Annotated in this window: 13 protein-coding genes and 1 pseudogene; 2 read left to right on the forward strand and 12 right to left on the reverse strand. The window is 64.8% G+C overall.

Translation table 11 applies throughout. The annotated features are described in order from the left end of the window. Nucleotides 1-26: 26 nt before the first annotated feature. Nucleotides 27-878, reverse strand: coding sequence for an amidohydrolase (locus tag IT306_12930; GenBank protein ID MCC7369326.1), 852 nt, complete (start codon nt 876-878; stop codon nt 27-29). A gap of 591 nt (nt 879-1,469) precedes the next feature. Here IT306_12930 and IT306_12935 point away from each other — a divergent pair. Further along, nucleotides 1,470-1,808, forward strand: a pseudogene (locus tag IT306_12935) (transposase). A gap of 228 nt (nt 1,809-2,036) precedes the next feature. Here IT306_12935 and IT306_12940 read toward each other — a convergent pair. The 8 genes from IT306_12940 to IT306_12975 form a co-directional block, all read right to left on the reverse strand. Then, on the reverse strand, nt 2,037-2,642 hold the full coding sequence (locus IT306_12940; protein MCC7369327.1) for a hypothetical protein: 606 nt from the start codon (nt 2,640-2,642) through the stop codon (nt 2,037-2,039). 148 nt (nt 2,643-2,790) lie between these two features. Further along, nucleotides 2,791-4,662, reverse strand: coding sequence for an FkbM family methyltransferase (locus IT306_12945; GenBank protein MCC7369328.1), 1,872 nt, complete (start codon nt 4,660-4,662; stop codon nt 2,791-2,793). 45 nt (nt 4,663-4,707) lie between these two features. Next, nucleotides 4,708-5,688, reverse strand: coding sequence for a sulfotransferase domain-containing protein (locus tag IT306_12950; GenBank protein ID MCC7369329.1), 981 nt, complete (start codon nt 5,686-5,688; stop codon nt 4,708-4,710). 953 nt (nt 5,689-6,641) lie between these two features. Next, complete coding sequence (locus IT306_12955; protein ID MCC7369330.1) at nt 6,642-7,415, reverse strand: ABC transporter ATP-binding protein; 774 nt, start codon at nt 7,413-7,415, stop codon at nt 6,642-6,644. A 20-nt stretch (nt 7,416-7,435) separates the two neighbouring features. Further along, complete coding sequence (locus tag IT306_12960; GenBank protein MCC7369331.1) at nt 7,436-8,281, reverse strand: ABC transporter permease; 846 nt, start codon at nt 8,279-8,281, stop codon at nt 7,436-7,438. Between the two features lie 358 nt (nt 8,282-8,639). Beyond that, a complete protein-coding gene (locus IT306_12965) occupies nt 8,640-10,430 on the reverse strand; it encodes a maturase (GenBank protein ID MCC7369332.1) in 1,791 nt (596 codons plus the stop codon). Between the two features lie 576 nt (nt 10,431-11,006). After that, nucleotides 11,007-11,246, reverse strand: a complete 240-nt coding sequence (locus IT306_12970) for a hypothetical protein (GenBank protein MCC7369333.1) — start codon at nt 11,244-11,246, stop codon at nt 11,007-11,009. A 115-nt stretch (nt 11,247-11,361) separates the two neighbouring features. Further along, complete coding sequence (locus IT306_12975) at nt 11,362-12,075, reverse strand: response regulator transcription factor (GenBank protein ID MCC7369334.1); 714 nt, start codon at nt 12,073-12,075, stop codon at nt 11,362-11,364. Between the two features lie 237 nt (nt 12,076-12,312). On the opposite strand from IT306_12975, the gene IT306_12980 reads away from it, so the two are divergent. Continuing rightward, on the forward strand, nt 12,313-13,632 hold the full coding sequence (locus IT306_12980) for a glycosyltransferase family 39 protein (protein ID MCC7369335.1): 1,320 nt from the start codon (nt 12,313-12,315) through the stop codon (nt 13,630-13,632). A gap of 163 nt (nt 13,633-13,795) precedes the next feature. On the opposite strand, the gene IT306_12985 is transcribed toward IT306_12980, so the two are convergent. The 3 genes from IT306_12985 to IT306_12995 form a co-directional block, all read right to left on the reverse strand. Beyond that, entirely contained in the window at nt 13,796-15,559 is a 1,764-nt protein-coding gene (locus tag IT306_12985; GenBank protein MCC7369336.1) for a glycosyltransferase family 39 protein, read from the reverse strand. A 77-nt stretch (nt 15,560-15,636) separates the two neighbouring features. Then, complete coding sequence (locus IT306_12990; protein ID MCC7369337.1) at nt 15,637-17,409, reverse strand: adenine deaminase; 1,773 nt, start codon at nt 17,407-17,409, stop codon at nt 15,637-15,639. Nucleotides 17,410-17,550: 141 nt separating this feature from the next. After that, complete coding sequence (locus IT306_12995; GenBank protein ID MCC7369338.1) at nt 17,551-18,501, reverse strand: D-2-hydroxyacid dehydrogenase; 951 nt, start codon at nt 18,499-18,501, stop codon at nt 17,551-17,553. Nucleotides 18,502-18,512: the final 11 nt, after the last annotated feature.

Here is an 18,512-nt window from a genome sequence, read left to right on the forward strand (position 1 = left end):
TGGCGGACCGTTGCCGCCAGGAAGCCTCAAGGCTCCAGCCCGAGCAGCCGCTTCGCGTTCCCGAGCAGGATCTTCTCGCGGACCTCGTCGCGCAGGCGGACCGACTCGAAGTCGGCCAGCCAGCGGTCAGGCAGGATGAACGGATAGTCTGACCCGAAGAGCACCTGATCTTGCAGCAGGCTGGTGGCCATCCTGAGGAAGCTCTCGGGCATGTAGCGTGGCAGGTAGCCTGAGAGATCCAGGTAGACGTTCGCCTTGTGCCGGGCGACGGCCAGCATCTCCTCGTGCCACGGCCAGCTTGGATGGGCCGCCACGATGATGAGCTTCGGGAAGCGAGCCGCCAGCGCGTCGAGGTGGATCGGCCGGGTGTACTCCAGCACCTCGCCGCGCCCGCCCGGGGTGCCAGCTCCGGCCGCCATCATCCCGGTGTGGAAGAGGCAGATCGCGCCGAGGTCGCTGGCAGTCTGCCAGAGCTCGTCGAAGCGCGGATCGGCCGGCAGGAAGTGCTGACGGCCCGGGTGGAACTTCGCGCCGCGCAGCCCGAGCGTCTTGACGGACCGCTCCAGCTCGTCGATCGCCGCGCGGCCCTTCCACGGGTCGATGCCTGCAAACCCGACGAACAGATCGGGGTTCGCGCGACAGATGCCGGCAAGGTCGTCGTTCGGGTACGCCTCGATGCCCGTGGTCGTCTCGGCGTCCGCGCCGAGCAGCACGCCCAGCAACCCGAGTCCCCGGAAACGCACCGCCATCTCGTCGTCGCTCTCGACGGGGACCGCGCCCCGGAAGAAGCGCTCGTAGTCAGCAGGGTCGCCGGCCCAGGCCCGCGCGATGCGGGGGTCACACGGGTGAACGTGGAAGTCGATGCCGCGAATCTCCATGCGGCGAGTATAGCGGGGCGTGGATCGTGGATCGTGGATCGTGGATCGTGGATCGTGGATCGTGGATCGTGGATCGTGGATCGTGGATCGTGGATCGTGGAAGCATGCTGCCTGACATGCGCCGCACGCTCATAGCAAGCACGCAACTCCCCATGTCATCCTGACTTGAGATTGGACAAACGGAGGCCGCGGGGGTACGTGCTGCCGAAGCGGACGTAAGAGTGAGAAGCTATGGGCATGCAACCGACCACTGCATCCTCACCCCTACGTGCGTTTCGTCAGGGGATGTACGAGGCCCTGGGCCGACGGCGGTCGCGATTCGAGAACTGCGCGCGGCCCTGGTGCGGCGACCATCAGGGGGGCGACGGCCGGTCGCTGCCTACGACAGCAGCTATGACCGGGTGAGCTTCGTGCGTGCGGGGCTAGCCATCGGTCTGCTGGTGCGCCTCCGGACCAATCGCTGCTTCATTCGTGAGCCGGGGCCGTACGCCGGGCGTGGCCGACGCCGCAAGCATGGCGACGCCCTCAAGCTGGCGACCCCCGAGACGCACGGCACGCCGGACCAGACCACCACGCTCAGCCATCATCCTGGACAAGTTGACCCTGCATGCCGACCGCAACTCCTCGATGACCTCCAAGCCGGTCGCCTTCCTGCTCGCCGACCTCGGCGTCACCGAGTGCCACTCCCGACCCCACGTCTCCAACGACAACCCCTACTCCGAGGCGCAGTTCAAGACCTTGAAGTACCGGCCCAGCTTCCCGGACCGTTTCGCCTTGATCGAGGAGGCCAGGGCCATCTGCCAGAACTTCTTCCGCTGGTACAACGCCGGGCACCGTCACTCGAGCATCGGCTTGCTGGTACCTGAAACCGTCCACTGCGGCCAGGCCCAGGCCGCCCACGACGCTCGCTCCCAGGTGCTGGCGGCCGCCTAAGCGGCTCACCCGGAGCGCTTCGTCCGCCAGGCGCCACGCCCGCCTCAACTGCCGACGCCGCCTGGATCAACCCGGCGAAGCCCGCCTCCGACTCATCGAACGAGCGTCAGGTGGGGCATCAGTAATGCCCACGCCCCGTGTCTCAAACCCATTGACAGGTTCCGGCGGTCGGGAAATGCAGCGCCGCCAGGCAGGATTGGTATTGCCACGCAATTGTCCTGTGGATCACCGACGGGTTCTGGCAGACGCTTGTACTCTCGGGTAGTAAGATGTACGGTCCTGGGGTAGCGACCAAGGTTTCGCCAATTGGTCAATGCCCCTCTCCAATGAAGCCCAGCGGCCCATGAGACGGAACAGCCGGTAACCACGACTGGCGCGCAGCCCAACCAGAACTTGCTTGGCCGTCTTCAGCAAAGTCAGCAACTGCTGATTCTCGTTCTGTAAGTGCTGATTCTCATTCTGTAAGTGCTGATTCTCGTTCTGTAAGTGCTGATTCTCGTTCTGTAAGCGAGCTGCCTCGGCCCGTATTTGGGCTACCTCCCGCTGTTCTTCGGCTGCTGCCAACCGAGCATTAATGCCCTGCTCCAGCCCGTCCCAGCAACCAACCAGACGAAACAGCTGAAATCCACGGCTGTCCCGCACTCCCGCCAGCACCTTTTGGGCGGCCTTCAGTGAACTCAGCAACTGCTGGTTCTCGTTCTCTAGGCGCGAGAGCTCCCTTTGCAGGAAATCCCTTTCATCCTGCGCCTTGGATAGCTCGGCTTCTTCTTCAGCGACTGCCAACCGGGCGCGGGACTCGCGCTCCCACTCAGCCTGCAGGCCCCGCACCACCAGGGGGCTTCTCCCGCCGTGTATCGTCTGACGCTCCATATTCCTCACTATGCCCGACTATGCCCGTCTGGGGGGCGCAGTCATGAATCCGGCGATGGGCCTATGCTGCTTCTCGCGCAACGATACCCTATCCGGGAGCCTATCCTACTCAGTAGAGCAGGACGCCGAGGCGGTAGAGTTTATGGTACAGCTTGTGGTGTCGCATGTAGTTGCCCAGGTAGTGCCATATCTCGCTGTGGGAGACTGGGCGGCCAGCTTCACGCTCGCGGATGTATTCCATCTCATGAGCCCCTTGATGCTCCAGTTCTAGGGAGGTCTTCTGCGCCGCGTGAACGCGGAAGGCTCCCAGGAAGCGGGGCAGGCGGACCATCCGAGCTCCTGCATCGCGGAAGCGGATCAAGAGGTCCCAGTCAAGGGCGAAGCGGAATGATTCATCCATGTTACCTCCAGACTTCTCCCAGATCGAGCGGCGCCAGAAAAGGGTTTCCTGAGGGACATAGTCGGCCCATGACAGGACTGCGTTGTCGTGGGCCGGCAGGATCCAGCGCCCGACCTCGGCATTGTGCTCGTTGATCAAAACACGATGGCCGTAAATGACATCGACTTCGGGATGGCGGGCAAAGTAGGCAGCAACGTAGTGAAGTGCGCCGGGCAGGAGGAGGTCGTCAGCGTTGAGGTATGCCATGATCTCACCACTGGTATGAGCAAAGCCGCGATTGATCGCCTGCGCCATGCCGGAGTCTTTTTCCGAGGCGACGTGGGCGAGGCGGTTGCGGTACTGTTCGATGAGAATGAGCGTATCATCGGTTGAGGCCCCGTCTTGGACGACATACTCCAGATTGGCATACTGCTGGTCGAGGACACTATCGAGGGTAAATGGGAGAAATCTAGCGGCGTTGAGGCACGGGGTAGTGATCGAGATACGAGGCGGATTAGCAAGGGGAATGATGTCAAGATAGTGCTCTGGGACATGAAACGGTGCTGGATCGTGCTGGTAGAGCACGCCAAGCTGCGGGGCGGCCTGCTTCCAAAGACCATCATCACGGCTTGCACGGAGATACGCTTCCACAGCCTTCTCTTGCTCGGTCAGCACCTCCAGTAGAATGGTCGCCCTCTGTCCGTCCGCTTCGTCAAGTGTTCGTTGCAGATTCTCGATGACCGCTCGACGGTCCTCGGCAATATGGTGCATCTCTTCCAGTAAGTCTCCCCGCTTCTGAGCCTCGTTCGCGAAGGAGGAAGCTTTGTCAAGCAGTCGAGTGTGAACTGCTGATGCCATCTCGAAGAGTACTGGTGATAGTTGGGAGAACGCACTATCATGAATGAAAAGAACGTTTCCCCAGTCGCCGGAGCGGGTTTCAGCACTGTTAATCTGAAACGTCTCGAACTGATCGTAACGCTTGATAACTGCAAAGTTCGAATAGCCGCGTTCGGCCATAAACGTGGCTACCTCTGAGACTCGATAGGCAGCCGGTCCAACGGTTTCTGGTAAATCTTCCCAGAATTCCACCATCACTACGAGGCTGCTCAGCCTCCCCATTCCTTGCAGGACGGCGAAATCACTCCGCTCGGTGTCGATCTTCAAGATGCCGACCTGAGCCGGCAGGCTGCCTGCGACAACAAGTGAGTCGAGCGTGCAGCACTCGACCAGGATCTCACCGACAGGCCGGAGGGTTGGAGTTTCCTTGAAAGCGACGAGAGAGTGGTAGGCGTCGGGGATGTGTCCGGACTTGTCCTCGACTACGTGCAGAGTGACCTGCCCGTTGGATGCGCCGAGCGCCAAGCCGAAGACGTGCACCGTCGGCTCATCGTGGAACTTCCCCTTCAGTAGGTCAACACTCATCGGGTACGGCTCAAAGGCGTAGACTGTGCTGGCACCTGCCCGGAGCAGTGCCTCTGTGAAGCTGCCATGTTCAGCGCCGACGTCGACAACCGTCTTGTCGTCGAGACATTCCAGCAACGTCGCCAGGAGACGGATTTCAGTGTCTTGCTGGTAGTAGACTTCTACGTGCTCGTCTTGCATCAGTGCAGAAACTCCAAACGACTCCCGATACGGGGTGACGACGACTCAGATTGAATCTGGCTGGATGCGCCCGTCCTGCCGTGAGACGAGCCGCGCGAGCCGATGAATAACTCTCTCTTTTTCGTCCAGCAGAGCGAGCCGATCAGCCGCTGCCTGCCCCAATACCCCGATCATTGCCTCCTTTTCCAGGAGCTGCGCCTGGAGCCCTGCGGCCTGTTCACTCAACCAACGTATCGCGGCTTCCTTTTCCAGGAGTTGCTCGTGCAGTGCCCGCGTTTCTTCTGTTGTGGCGGTATCAGGAGTCCAGTGACCAGCCCACATCATGTCCGTCTCATAGCCACGCCGAATGAGCCAATCACCCACGTGCTCAGCAAGTATCAACCGTTGCATGGGGGTGGCTTCATGTCTCCAGCCGCCGATTTCCCCTTTGCGCACGTGATTCCAGTGCAGCAGCGAAGTCGGGTCATGAACCAGAGCGTGCTCCTGTCTCGCCAGGTTTCGTTCTGGCTCAGAGATGTTCTTAGCGAGATCTTGAACGCGCTGAGCATTCGCGGCGAATGAGTAGCGTGCGACCAATGCATCCACCTCGTCAGCCTCAACCGCAATGCCTAAGTGCGCGGCAATCTCCCGTACTGCTTTATACGGATCATCAATAATCGCTTCATATCGCTGAACAAGCGTGTTTGTCTGCGAGGACCAGAAGGCGTCAGCCCAACAGCAGGCAAAGATACGTTTTCCGGCGACTAAATCTTCAAACGAACATGAAGCCTTATGCATCAGCGAGAATGTCACATCGCGAAGATCCCGATAGCAATAGAGTGCAAGCGCTTGGCCACGAGCGAGCAGGCGTGCAAATTCTTGATTCGGGTCATGCCATTTGAGAACTGCCCAATTGCTAAGCTCTGGTGGTACCGAGTTGAGGAACCCTAGTCGCTGCCCGTGCCGGTGCTGCTCAATCAAATCTGAGGCAACCTGGTACTGCCATGTCGAACCGGAGCGGTACAGGCCAACACAGAGAACGAACATGGACCCAATAATAGCGCGAGTAGTACCGATCCTGCCTGGCCCTCTCTGCGCCACCTCCCAGATTGGGTCAGTAATCGACGGGGTCCTCGACGTGGAGAGCTCAGCTTCTAACTCGGCAACGGGCGGAAGCATCGCGAGCGGCGGTTACGATCTGCAGACTCGGGTGACCGCGTACGTCTCCGTGCATACGCACGGTCAGCGTCCCCTGGGCTGACGAGAGCTAGCAGCCCGGGACGCGGTGGCGACCGGCGACCAGCCCGGCCCGCCATCTGCGCGAGCACATCCGCCACGGCACCGCCAAACTGCTGACCCTGTTCCACCCGCCCTCGGGCCAGGTGCGCGTCAAAGGTCTTGCGGGCGCGCCGAATACGATCCTGCACGCCTGGCTCGAGACCGAGTTGACGACCATACTGGCGGCACTACCGGAGCCGCCACCCCAGTCCAAGGAGGAGCGTCGCGCCGCGTGGGCGCGGTGGCAAGCCGGCCTCACGGTCACGTTCACCCTACCCGAACGGTTGCCACCGTTGCGGATGCTCCTGGTATTCGACAATCTGAACGGTCGCAAGACCCGCGTGCTCGTCCTCTGGCTGGTCGCGCACGGTGTCATGCCCAGTATACACGCCGCTGAGCGACTCCTGGTTGAACATGGCCGAATCCATTCAACGCATCTTCGTGCGTCGTGCACTCGAAGGACAGACGCGGGACACGCCAGAGGACATCATGAGCTGGCTCGAAGAGACCGCGCGCGGCTGGAACGCCGATCCGCGGCTGGAACGCCGATCCGACGCCCTTCGACTACTGGGGCGGCAAGCGCCAACTCCGACGCGCGCGGAGTCGACAACGGCATCACCACGCGCTCGGTGGCTCTGGCGCTGTCGCTCGTCGTCCAGTCCATCATCGACCTACTCGCCCGGACCAATAGCGACGTTCAAGCCAAGTGGCCCACTACGCAGTCAGCCGTAGCGATACTCTTTGAGGACTTTCGCGGTTGGGCCATCTCCCCGCACCGTGCCGTGATCCAGCCAGATGCAGCGGGTGCAAAAGTTCTCCACAGCCTCAATGCTGTGTGAGACAAAGAGGAGTGTGCGCCCCTCAGACACCAGCGACTCCACCCGCTCCAGACACTTCTGTTGGAACTCAAGGTCGCCAACGGTTAGCACTTCGTCAAGTAGCAGAATATCTGGATCCAGATGGGCCGCCACGGAAAACGCCAAACGCATCTGCATGCCGCTCGAGTAACGCTTGACTGGAGTGTCCAGAACATCATGCACGCCGGAGAAATCGACAATATCTCCAAAGCGCTCACTGATCTCCGCACGCGTGAGTCCGTGAATTGAAGCGTTCAGGTACACATTTTCGCGACCGGTGAGATCCCCGTTGAAACCGGTCCCGACCTCCAGTAAGGAGATGACTCGGCCCCAAATGCGGACCTCGCCAGCTGATGGATACACAATTCGCGACAGCACCTTCAGAAGTGTGGACTTGCCGGCACCGTTTCGCCCGATGATGGCGACACGCTCACCATAGCGCACATCGAAGGTAACGTTGTTGAGTGCCCAGAAGCTCTGCCGCCCACTGCCAACTTGCTCGATCCGTTTGCGGCGCAACAGCCGGAGCCACGCTGCCAGTGTACCGTGCAGCGATTGCCTACCAGACGATCCACGCACATACTGCTTGGATATACCGCGCACGGAGATCACGACTGGTGCGATTTCTATTGGGGTCAACGGTTACGCCTCAAGTATGGTCACAGACGATCCACCAATGCCAGTTCCGTCCGACGGAATACCCAGATCCCGAATCCAAGAATCACAAACGAACTGGCGAGTGCATACAGCCAGTCCCCAAGCGGGAAGGCGATCCCATCAAACAGGACGGCACGGAACGCCAACAACGATCCAGTCATCGGGTTCAGATGAAAGGTATTTCGCACCGCGTGAGGGATCAACTCTGGAGAGTAGATCACTGGCGAGACCCAGAGACCTATGGTCAGCGCGAACGCCAGCACACGTTCCCAATCGCGATTCTCGACGGACAATGATGACACTACCATGCCCAGACCCAGTGCGAGGATCAAGCACGGAATGACAGCAATTGGCAACAATACCAGTTGCCAGCCTGGTCGCACACCGGTCCAGATCATTATGGCGATAAGTGGCACGAACCCTACCAGCATAGTAAACAGACCTGACACGGCTGGAACAAGTGGTGTCAGCAGGCGCGGATAGTACACCTTCGATAAAAGAGCAACGTCCATGCGCACAGCACTAGCTGAGTTAGTGGCCGCGTCCGTGAAGTAGGTCCACAGCAGCAACCCTGAGTACACGTGCAGGATATAGGGTAGTTCAACGCGAGTTTCCGCCCCAGACAGGTTGCGGAACATCGAGAAGACTATGGCAAAGAGCAATGGCCGCACTGTTGCCCACGCCGAGCCGAGGCGGGTCGTATCGAACTCGATGCGCATATTCCGCCAGATCAGCGCAATGAAGAGCTGGCGATACTGCCAAAGCTCGCGAAGCTGGACGTTGAAAGGAACGACTGACGGTCTAATGACAGTTTCAGTCGTTGAGATACGATTTCGCGGGCGCAACATCGAGGCCGGCCGTCCTGTCCCAGCCGGTAGATCAGGCGCTAGCGTCATACCGTGGTGATCCCTCCGGCTAGATCAATGCGGCGATGATGCCGTACTGTCTAAGAGTGTACAGCAACATCTGCCGATCTGACCGCATGATGCACGCGCTGGGAGTAGAGTGAAGGACTGGCGCGGTAGTGGGGTGCTGCAGCGTGTGACCCTTCCAGATGCTTGCAGTCCTGCAACGGCCATGCCCCGTTTCCAGCCCCCCTCGTCAGGTGAAGTAGGCCGCCGGCGAGGTCACGGTCACCCGGGCCTTTTCCGTCGGCCCCTTCCCGAACAGGGCAGGTCAGTTTCCCGGCATCCTGCTCTCCAGTGATCACGTCCGAACGGGCGCGGTGGCTCGACCGGCATGGATGTCCTCGTGGCAAGGACGGCAGACCACGAGGGTCTTGCGCCGTCGCATGGCCATGAGATGCATCCAGGCGGGTTTCTCACGTCGACCAGGCCGGTTGAGGTCGGCGAGCTTGCGGATGTGATGAGCCTCGAGGTTCGTCCGGGCGTCGCAGATCTCGCAGTCCTCGGCGACGAGTCGGTGGATCACCTCGTTGCGCCGAGCGCTGGCGAGAACCGGCTTCTGGTCGGTGAGAATGGTCGTGCGCTGTCGCTTGAGCGGGATCCCACCGAAGCGGGCGACCAGTGGCTTCCTGCCCCCATCGCGGTCGACAGTGACCTGGAAGCACGTGCGCGGCCCATCCGGTGTCTCGATCGTCGTCTTGTACTTTCGAGCCATCTTCGTGGCCGTGCTGCGGTGCTTCCCGGCCAGGGTCTTTAGCGTGGACGTCTCCATGACCCAGCGGAGCCGGCCCAGGCGGAAGACGTCCTGGGCGAGCAGGTAGTACTGGACGATGCCCCGGTACTCGGCCTGATACTTCGCGACGATGGTGACGTCCTCGTCGTTGATCAGCAGGCCGCGTTGGGCCGGTTTGCCCTCGCTCAGATAGAGCGCGCAGCGTTGTCGGATCACGGGCTTGGGCACGAACAGACCGATCGCGCCGTTGACCGAGCGCTGACCCCGCTGGTCGAGCTTGTCGTCGGCGTGTTGGGTCTTGATCTCGTAGCCGACGAAGTGCGCCGCCCGGCTGGCGGCGTGGGTGATCAGCGTCTTGGATGCCGACAGCTCCAGCTTGAGCTCGTCGCGCAGGAAGTCCCGGATCGTCGACCTGATCGTCTCGGCTTCGTGCTTCGGCCCTGCGAACCCCAGCAGCCAATCGTCGGCATATCGTACGTACCGAAGCCGTCGGTAGTCCAGATCATTCGGGTCCTGGCTTGGCAGGGTGCGACGCTGACGCCGCAACGCCCGCACCGCATCCCGGTCGCCGCGCCGCTTGGCCCGTTGGATCGCGTACTCGGTGGCTTGGTACGCCGGATTCTGCCGCCTCAGGCGGCCGTGGTTGTACTCCGGCAGCACGGACTGCTCAACGAACGTATCGAGTCGGTCAAGGTAGACGTTGGAAAGGATTGGGCTGGCCACCCCGCCTTGCGGCGCTCCGCTCAGCGTGGCATGCCAGCGCCAGTCCTCCAGGTAGCCAGCCTTGAGCATCCGGCTGATCAGCCGCGGGAATCGGCCATCGTGGATCTTCTCCGCCAGGATCGACACCAGGATCTGATGATCCAAACTGCCGAAGCAGTCGGAGATGTCCCCCTTGATGAACCAGCGTGTTCCCTTCCAGACCCGCACCACCTCTTCCAGGGCGGTGTGGCAACCCCGGCCGGGACGGAACCTATGGGAGCGGTCGGAGGATTGGACGTCGTAGTACGCCTCCAGCAGCAGGCGGACCACTTCGGCGACCAGTTTGTCCGACCAGGTCGGCAGGCCCAGCGGGCGCAGCTTCCCGTTCTTCTTCGGGATCTGCACCCGCTTGACCGGAGACCATCGGTAGCGCTCGGCGCGCAGCGCGTCGATAGTCGCCCCGATCTTCTCCAGGGACATGCCGTCCACGGTCTCGTTGGTGACCCCGGGCGTCATCGCACCATGATTGGCGTAGATGCGCCCGTAGGCCAGCAGATACAGCTGCGGTTTGAACAGTTGCCGATACAGCCGTTCGATCGGCAGTCGTCGCTCACCGCGTTTGCGGATGACGTCCAGCACCGTTTCAGCACTCTGCATTCCGCAGGCTTCCCATCGCTGGACCTCCCGATCACCTGTGCCCCTTCACCCTGTGGCCCGGCTTTCCCGGCCTCCCTGACAGGTCGTCACGCCTGCGACTACTATTGGCACTCCGTCGCCGTAGGGCTCGCGCCCCGTAGGCGATCCCGCGGTACGTCTCCGTTGCACGTCTCGAGCGCGACGTAGGCCGCCCACTCATCTCCTTGACCGCCCTCGCTGGGCGGCGCTCCGCGTCCTGGAGGTTGCCCCGGCCTCACGGTTCATGCCGGGGCACGACGCGGCATCGGTTTCAGGCGTCGTTCCGATGGGTGCGCACTCTCACCGCTGGACATTGGGCTTCAAGCAGTCCAGCCTTGGCCATATCGCGCGGGTCTCGCGGCACGTCACCCTGGACGCCTCCAGACGACCACCGCTTCCCTGGCATGCTCTGGTCCCCTCGCGCTTTCGCGTCCAGGTTAGCCAGGCGACCCAGGAACGCTCCTCCAAGTTCCTCCTAACTGCATCAGGGATGCAACGAAGCGCCTCACGGCGCACACCGTGCGTGCGGTTCCCTCGCACACGGCATTCCGAGGTCGTTCACCGCACCACCGTCGGCCTTGCCGCCGTCCAGGCCACGGTTCCGCTCAGGACGCGGATCATCTTGGGCTCAGTGAGATCGAACTGGGCATTCTCGCCGGTCAATGCCTCGACCGCCGTCTGCCAGACCGTGAGACCCTTGAGCAGGAGGTCGCAGCCTGGGTCGCCGAGCGCAACGCCACCACTAAGACCATCGACTGGCGCTTCACGACCGAGGACGCCCGCATCACACTCGATCATCTCTACCCTGTGTTTCACGACTGACGAGCCACTAGCTGCTCATCCGAGTCGGACGGCACATCGAGTGCAGTTTGTTAGGAACCTGTAAAGGCCGACCGGGCCGTGGCGAGGCCGGTCAGGAGACGGATCCGTCCGCGAACGCCTCGCGCGGAGCCGCCAGCTTGTACCCGACACCGCGCAACGTGGTGAGGTACTCGGGTGCGCTCGGGTTGCGCTCCAGCTTTTCGCGCAGGTGACGGACGTGCACCTTCAACTGGTCAACGTCGCTGTCCAGGGCGCTGCTGCCCCAGGCAAAGGCCAGGACGCGCTCGTGGGGGACCACCCGGCCGGCGTTGAGCGCCAGACAGTGCAGGATCTCGTACTCCTTCGGCGTGAGGTCAACGGACGCGCCGCGCATGGTCACTTCGTGGCCGCCGAAGTCGATCTCCAGTTCGCCAACGGCCACGCTGCCCTGATTGGGCGTCTGGGCGGCGGCGCTCCGCCGGGCGACGGCCCGGATGCGGGCCATCAGCTCGCGGTGGCTGAACGGCTTGGCGATGTAGTCGTCCGCGCCGAGGTCGAGGCCCCAGACACGGTCGGCCTCCTCGCCACGGGCGGTCAGCAGGATCACCGGGATCGGGCCGCGCTCGCGCAGCTTCCGGCAGACGTCGAAGCCGCTGAGACCGGGCAGCATCACGTCGAGGACGACGAGGTCCGGCTGCGCCCGCTCCACCAGCGCCAGCGCCTCCTCGCCGGAGTGCGCCAGGATGGCGCGGTGGCCTTCCTTCCGCAGGCTGTAGCCGATGATGTCGGCGATGTCGCGATCGTCGTCGACGACCAGGATATCCACAGGCCCTCCTGGCGAGAACGTGGCAGCGAGCGCAGCGGTCCGTCCGCACCGTCATGATACCGAGGAACCGAGATGCACGTGCATGGCGGGCGCCGCGTTTGGTGAGGACGGCGCGGGGGCAGTATTCTTCCGCCAGTCTTCCGCCGTTCATCCTCGCGTCACACGTCTGTCATCTGGGAGGCGGGCATCAGCGCAGGCCGGCAGCCCCGAAGTCAATGGTCACTGGTCGCGGAGGCGGTGCTCGTCGTCGCGCTGGCGGCGGCTGCGCTGTGGAACTTTGGAACGTTCCCGTCGAAGCAGGCCGGCGACGAGGCCAACTGGGTCGGCACGGCCCGCTTCTTCCTCGTGCTGTTCGTTCGCCACGATGTCTCTATCGAGTCCTGGCCTGACAGCTACTGGACGCGCACCCAACCGATGATCCCGCGCTACATCATGGGCGGCTGGCTCTGGGCGCGCGGCCTGCCGTTCGAGCACCTGGACCCAAACTACGACCACCGCCGCAAATGGTTCAGCAACGTCGAAGCGGGCAAAGCGCCCGACCAGGGCACATTGACCGAGGTCCGCCTGCCGATGCGTGGGCTGGCGGCCCTGTCGGCGCTGCTGGTGTACGGCGTCGTGCGGGCGCTGGCCGGGCCAGTCGGCGGCGCGACGGCAGCGCTGCTGTTCATGGGCAGTCCGTACCTCAAGCTGCACCTTGTGCGCGCGATGGGCGAGCCGCCGTTCATCGTGTTCCTGCTCGCGACGCTGCTGGCGGCCGTCCTGATGCTCCGCCGGCCCGACCGCGCCCGCGCGCTGGGCTGGCGGTCTGCGCTGGCCGTCGGCAGTCTGCTTGGGCTGGCGTTCGCCTCGAAGCTGACCGCGATCGTCGCCATCGTCGGCGTCGTGGCCTGGGGCGCATGGGCGACGTTCGGGCCGCTGGTGCGCGCACGGCTGCTGGCCACCGGCAGCGATCCACACCCTGATGCGGCAGCGCCGGCCGCCTCTGGCTCGCTACAGCCTGTCTGGTGGCGACCGCTGGCCTGGGCGCTCGCCACCATCGCGCTGGTCTACGCCGTCTTCGTCCTCACGAATCCGTTCCTCTACCGCGACCCGGTTGGCCGCACGCTGCTGCTGTTCCAGAACCGTCAGCAGGAGATGGCCCAGCAGGCCGAGATCGACCCATCACGGGCGGTCCCCGAGCTCGGACAGCGTGTGCAGCGGGTGATCAAGTTCAGCCTGTTCGAGGACACCTGGGGCGATTCGACCCTGCGCCGGCCGCTCGAAGCGCTGCTGGCAGTTGTTGGGCTGCTGTGGCTCGTCTGGAAGGGCGTCCGCTGGCGACCGGGCGCGGAGAGCCTGCTGCTGCTCTGGGCGCTCGGGTTCTTCGCCGCCGTCTCGCTCGGCCTGGGCTACGTGCTGGATCACTACTTCGTGCCGACCGCCACGCTCGGGCTTGTCGTGGGCGGCGTGGGCGTCGGCTGGACGGCCGACGCCGCCTGGCGCCGGACAATGTCTGCCGTCAGGAGGCGGCAGGCTCCGGATGTACCGCACCGAGCGCATCTACCCCTGTCATCCTGACCGCAGTGAAGGACCTCACGCGCTGGCGCGACGGATGACGGTCAGCGGGTGAGATCCTTCACTGCGTTCAGGATGACTGGGCGTCCCGTGCAGTCGACCCGACGCTACGGCCCGCCTCTGCCAACACCTGACTGCGTGCGGCAGGCGCTCGCCGACGGCAGTGTCAGCGCTCGCGGACAAACAGCCGGCCGCCGTTCTGGAACGACTCGGCCAGGACGTAGCCCGGCGGCGGCAAGCCACTCCGCCGACGGTCCTCCCAGGTGCGCCAGGAGCGCGGCGCGTCGGCAACGCTGACCTGCCCGGCCACGTAGATGGCGTCGATAGGCAGGCGAAAGCGCGCCTCAAGCTCGGCCGTGTCGTCGACGGATGGCGGCAGCGGGACGGCCCGGCGGTCGGCGTACAGGGCGACGCTCCACGGCACGTTCGAGGCGACAACCGCGTCGTTCGGAACCAGCTCGGCCAGCCGCAGCAAGTTCTCAGGGCGCGTCTCGATCTCCCCGGTCCGCGTCGGCGGCCCCGGCGGCGAAGACGGCGGGACCAGAAACGGCAGGATCGTCCAGAGGCCCGGCAGGATCAGGACAGCCGCCAGCAGCGCCCGCCCCGGCACCAACAGCAATCCGGTGGCGGCAGGTCCCTGCCGCGCAAGGCGGCCGGCGATGGCCCGCAACGCGGCGTCTCCCTCGCCGGCCACCAGGACCACCAGCAGCGGGACCAGCGGCACGTAGTGGCGCTGCAGGTTCAGGCCGAGCAGCGAGGCGAGCAGACCGCGCAGCAGGATGGCCGCCAGCAGGAACACGGCCAGCAGGAGGCGGTCGTCGAGCCAGGCTGGCCGCCCGACTGGCCGCGCCGCTGTCTCGCCCGCCTCTGCGCCCGCCGCCCGCCTGCCGAAGGCGTTCCAGGCGGCTCGCCCGGCGGCCAACAGGCAGCCCATGCCACCTGCCAGCAGCCACGCCCAGCCGACCAGCTTGCGGAGATGGTTGGGCGTGGCGGCCAGCTCCTCCCAGGCCAGCCGTGCCATACGGGCGGGATCGCGGGTCCACGGCTCGCCGGGCGCAACGTACTCCGGCAAGTACCAGCCGAGTCCGTCCGCCCGTCCGCTGGCCTGCGCGGCAATCGAAGCCGGCTGCAGATTGAACGATGGCGACCCGGCCACCACGCTCAAGTAGCTGGCCCACGGCAGCACCAGCACCAGGGCCGGCCCGAAGAAGCACAGCAACGCACGCCAGCGGTCCGGCCGGGGCAGCAGCCAGAGCAGCCCCACAGCAGCGCCGAGCAGCAGCGTATCGTAGCGGTTGAGGACCGCCAGCCCGAGCAGCACGCCGCCGAACACGAGCCGACGCTCCGAGGGCCGCCCGACGACGCACGCCAGCACGCCCAGGATCAGCACACCGAGCAGCGGCTCGGTCAGGCCGGTCAGGCTGTAGTTCACCAGGAGCGGGAGCCACGCCAGCGTCAGGCCGGCCACCAGCCCGGCCCAGGCTCCGTAGACCCGCGCCGCCAGCAGCGCGCCCACGCCGGCTGTCAGCACGAAGGCCAGCGTCGCCGGCAGATGCACGGCCTCGTCGTTCTGGCCGAACAGGAGGAAGCTGCCGCCCATCAGCAGGGGCGTCAGCGGAAACCGGACGATGTTCGGCCAGGAGGCCGCGCCGTCCAGCGACTGGCCGCGCGCAGTCAGGTAGGCGACGCCGTTCCAGGGGAGGTAGGAGGTGGCGGGACCGTGCCCCGTCGCCAGCCGGCGGCCAAGCTGGGCGTAGTCCTGGGCGTCAGGATCGGCCAGCCAGTGCGGCTGGGCCAGGAAGTAGAGGACGGCGACGGAGGCCGCCACCAACAGCGGCGCCACGAGTGCCAGCCGAAACGCCCGAGTCGCGGCGTCGATCTCCGACCGGCCGCTGAGGGTCTTGCGCGGGCGCGCCGGCGTCGCGCTCATCGAGTCCCCTGCCACACACGGCCAATGATGCCGGCTCGCGGGCGCTCGGCGCGACAGACTGCGAACGCTGGCAGAGGTCAGGCGGCCGGGAAGAGCGGCAGCAGTTGCTGGCTGGTGACGTGGACGAGGCCCAGATCGCTGATCTTGACTTCGGGGATCACCACCAGCGCCATTCCGGCCAGCGAGAGGATCGGGGAGCGGGCGCCGGGGTTGATGCCCAGTGCAGTTGCCTGCTGGTTGTAGAAGTCCACGCGCGGCCCGACCAGCTCGACCGGCTCGGGCGTCATCAGGCCGGCCAGCGGCAGCGGCACCGTCGCCAGGACGGCGCCATCCTTGGCGAGGCAGAAGCCGCCTCCCTGCTGCGCCAGCGTCCGCGCCACCAGCAGCATGTCGGCGGCGCTGGTCCCGGCGATGACCAGATTGTGGCTGTCGTGGGCAACCGTGGTGCCGTGCGCGCCGGAGCGCAATCCCAACCCCTTGAGCACGCCCACGAACGGCGGCCGACCCTGCCCGTGCCGGCCCGTCACCGAGATGTAGCAGTAGTCTGGCGGCAACGGCCCGACCACGCCATCGCGCACGCTGGCGCGCAGCCGGCCAGCCACGGTCATGCCGCGCTCGCCAAACTCGACGGTCGTCATCTCGATCTCGCCCTGGTGGATCGGGGCGCGGATCTGGAAGCTGGTCTCGGTCAGCTCGGGCAGGCGCATCGTGTTCTGCATCGGCGGGGCCACTGTACTCGCGATGGGCACGATCACCTCGCCATCTGAGACGACGTGCCGCCCTTCAACGTAGACCTCGCGCACCTGCATCGTCTCCAGGGAATCGACCAGGACGAGGTCGGCAAGGTAGCCCGCGCCGATGGCCCCGAGATCGTAGGAGCGGTACCGGAGCGCACCATTCAGGGTGGCGTAGCGGACGGCGAGCGGCGCGGGAATGCCGGCCTCGATAGCCAGCCGCACGACGCGGTTCATGTGGCCGCGCTTCAGCACATCGTCCGGCTCGATGTCGTCCGTACACATCGTCAGGTTGATGGCGTGCGGCACCTGCTCCCAGGCGCGCGCGGCCTCGCCGACGTAGTGCCCGAAACTGGAGTCGCGGATGTGGATGACCATCCCCGCCCGCAGCTTTTCGAGGATCTCCTCCCACCAGCGCGACTCGTGATCCGAGTTGACGCCGGCCGCGAGATAGGCCTGGAGCCAGCGCCCGCTGACTCGGGGTGCATGGCCCTCGTTGACGACGCCGCGATTCAGCCCGACCTGGACGATACCGGCCATCCGCGCGTGGTGGTTGATGACGCCCGGATAGTCCATCACCTCGGCGATCCCGACGACGCCGGGCAGTTGCAGCAGCAGATCGACCTCTTCAGGCCCGAACTCCGCGCCGCTGGTCTCCAACCCAGGGACCGGCGGCACGCACGATGGGACGGTCGTCCAGATGCGGACGGGCAGGCCCTGGCTCGCCTCGACCATGTAGCGGACGCCGTCCACGCCGAGCACGTTGGCGATCTCGTGCGGGTCGATCGTGGCGGCGGTGGTGCCGTTCCGCAATACCGCCTTCGCGAACTGGTCCGGCGGGACCATCATGCTCTCGACGTGGACGTGGGAGTCCACGAAGCCGGGCATGGCGACCTTGTCCGTGCCGTCGATCTCGCAGAAGCCCTGCAGCTCGAACTGGGGGCGGCCATCCTCGTAGCGGGCGACGGCGGCGTAGCGGTCGCCCTTGATGCCGAGGTCAGCGCGGTAGACCTCGGCAGTGAAGACGTTCACCAGATCGACATTGCGAACCACCAGATCCAGCGGCTGGTCGCCGCGGGCGGCGGAGACGATCAGTTCACGCGGCGTGGACGCCATGCCGTACCCCCGAAACCCGAAACCCGAAACCCGAAACCCGAAACCCGAGACCCGAGACCCGAGACCCGAGACCCGAGACCCGAGACCCGAGACCCGAGACCCGAGACCCGAGACCCGAGACCCGAGACCCGAGACCCGAGATCAGTATCCCTTGCGCTTGTCCACCAGGTTGACCAGCGGCTCGCCGCGCTGCATCCTCAGGATGTTCTCGTGGAGGATCTCCACGCACCGCCGGTCCTTCTGGGTGGACGCTCCGGCGAGATGCGGCGTCACGATCAGGTTCGGGACATCCCACAGCTCGCTGTCGGCCGGCAGCGGCTCGGTCTCGAAGACGTCCAGGCCGGCCCCCGCGATCTTGCCCTTCTTGAGCACGTCGACCAGGGCCGGCTCGTCCAGGATACCCCCGCGTGACTCCACCAGGAAGTAGGCCGTCGGTTTCATCCGATTGAGCAGGTCGGCCCCGATCATGTGGCGGGTCTCAGGGGTGAACGGCGCGGCGATCACGACCACATCGGCCTGCTCGAAGAGATCGGGCAAGCGGTCCAGTCCCCAGACCTCGACGCTGTGCGGAGCGTCCGGCATCGGGTTGACATCGGCAGCCAGCACGTTCATCTCGAAGCCGATGGCCCGCCGCGCCACCTGCTGCCCGATCTGCCCGTACCCGACGATGCCGATCGTCCAGCCGGCGATCTCCAGCACGTCCGGGATGGCGGCCTCACGGGACCAGCGGCGGGCGGCCTTATCCTGCTCGAAGCGATGCAACCCGCGAGTAAACGCCAGCAGCATCGCAAACGTGTGCTCGGCGATCGCGCGAGCGTGCGCGCCGCGCGCATTGGTGACGATCACGTCGCTCTCGACGATCTCGGGGATCGAGCAGACCATCTCGACGCCGGCGCTGGGAATCTGAATCCACCTGAGCTGCTTCGCGGCCTGGAACTGCTCGAGCGTCGGCCAGCCGTAGACCACGTCCGCATCGGCGATCTCGCGCACGATCTCGTCGGGCGTGGAAGCCCAGACCTTGCAAACGTCGGTCAGGTCGTCGAGCAAGCCGAAATATGGGTCGCCCATGCGCGTCGTCAGCAACAGCTTCACCGGTGATGCCC

This window comes from Chloroflexota bacterium (genome assembly GCA_020850535.1).
GTDB lineage: Bacteria > Chloroflexota > UBA6077 > UBA6077 > JACCZL01 > JADZEM01.

Excerpts from the sequence above, each read along its gene's own strand:
- IT306_12945 (MCC7369328.1), bottom strand. The coding sequence starts at position 4,662 with ATGCAAGACGAGCACGTAGAAGTCTACTACCAGCAAGACACTGAAATC.
- IT306_12965 (MCC7369332.1), bottom strand. The coding sequence starts at position 10,430 with ATGCAGAGTGCTGAAACGGTGCTGGACGTCATCCGCAAACGCGGTGAG.
- IT306_12985 (MCC7369336.1), bottom strand. The coding sequence starts at position 15,559 with ATGAGCGCGACGCCGGCGCGCCCGCGCAAGACCCTCAGCGGCCGGTCG.
- IT306_12970 (MCC7369333.1), bottom strand. The coding sequence starts at position 11,246 with ATGATCGAGTGTGATGCGGGCGTCCTCGGTCGTGAAGCGCCAGTCGAT.
- IT306_12930 (MCC7369326.1), bottom strand. The coding sequence starts at position 878 with ATGGAGATTCGCGGCATCGACTTCCACGTTCACCCGTGTGACCCCCGC.
- IT306_12990 (MCC7369337.1), bottom strand. The coding sequence starts at position 17,409 with ATGGCGTCCACGCCGCGTGAACTGATCGTCTCCGCCGCCCGCGGCGAC.
- IT306_12950 (MCC7369329.1), bottom strand. The coding sequence starts at position 5,688 with ATGTTCGTTCTCTGTGTTGGCCTGTACCGCTCCGGTTCGACATGGCAG.
- IT306_12960 (MCC7369331.1), bottom strand. The coding sequence starts at position 8,281 with ATGTTGCGCCCGCGAAATCGTATCTCAACGACTGAAACTGTCATTAGA.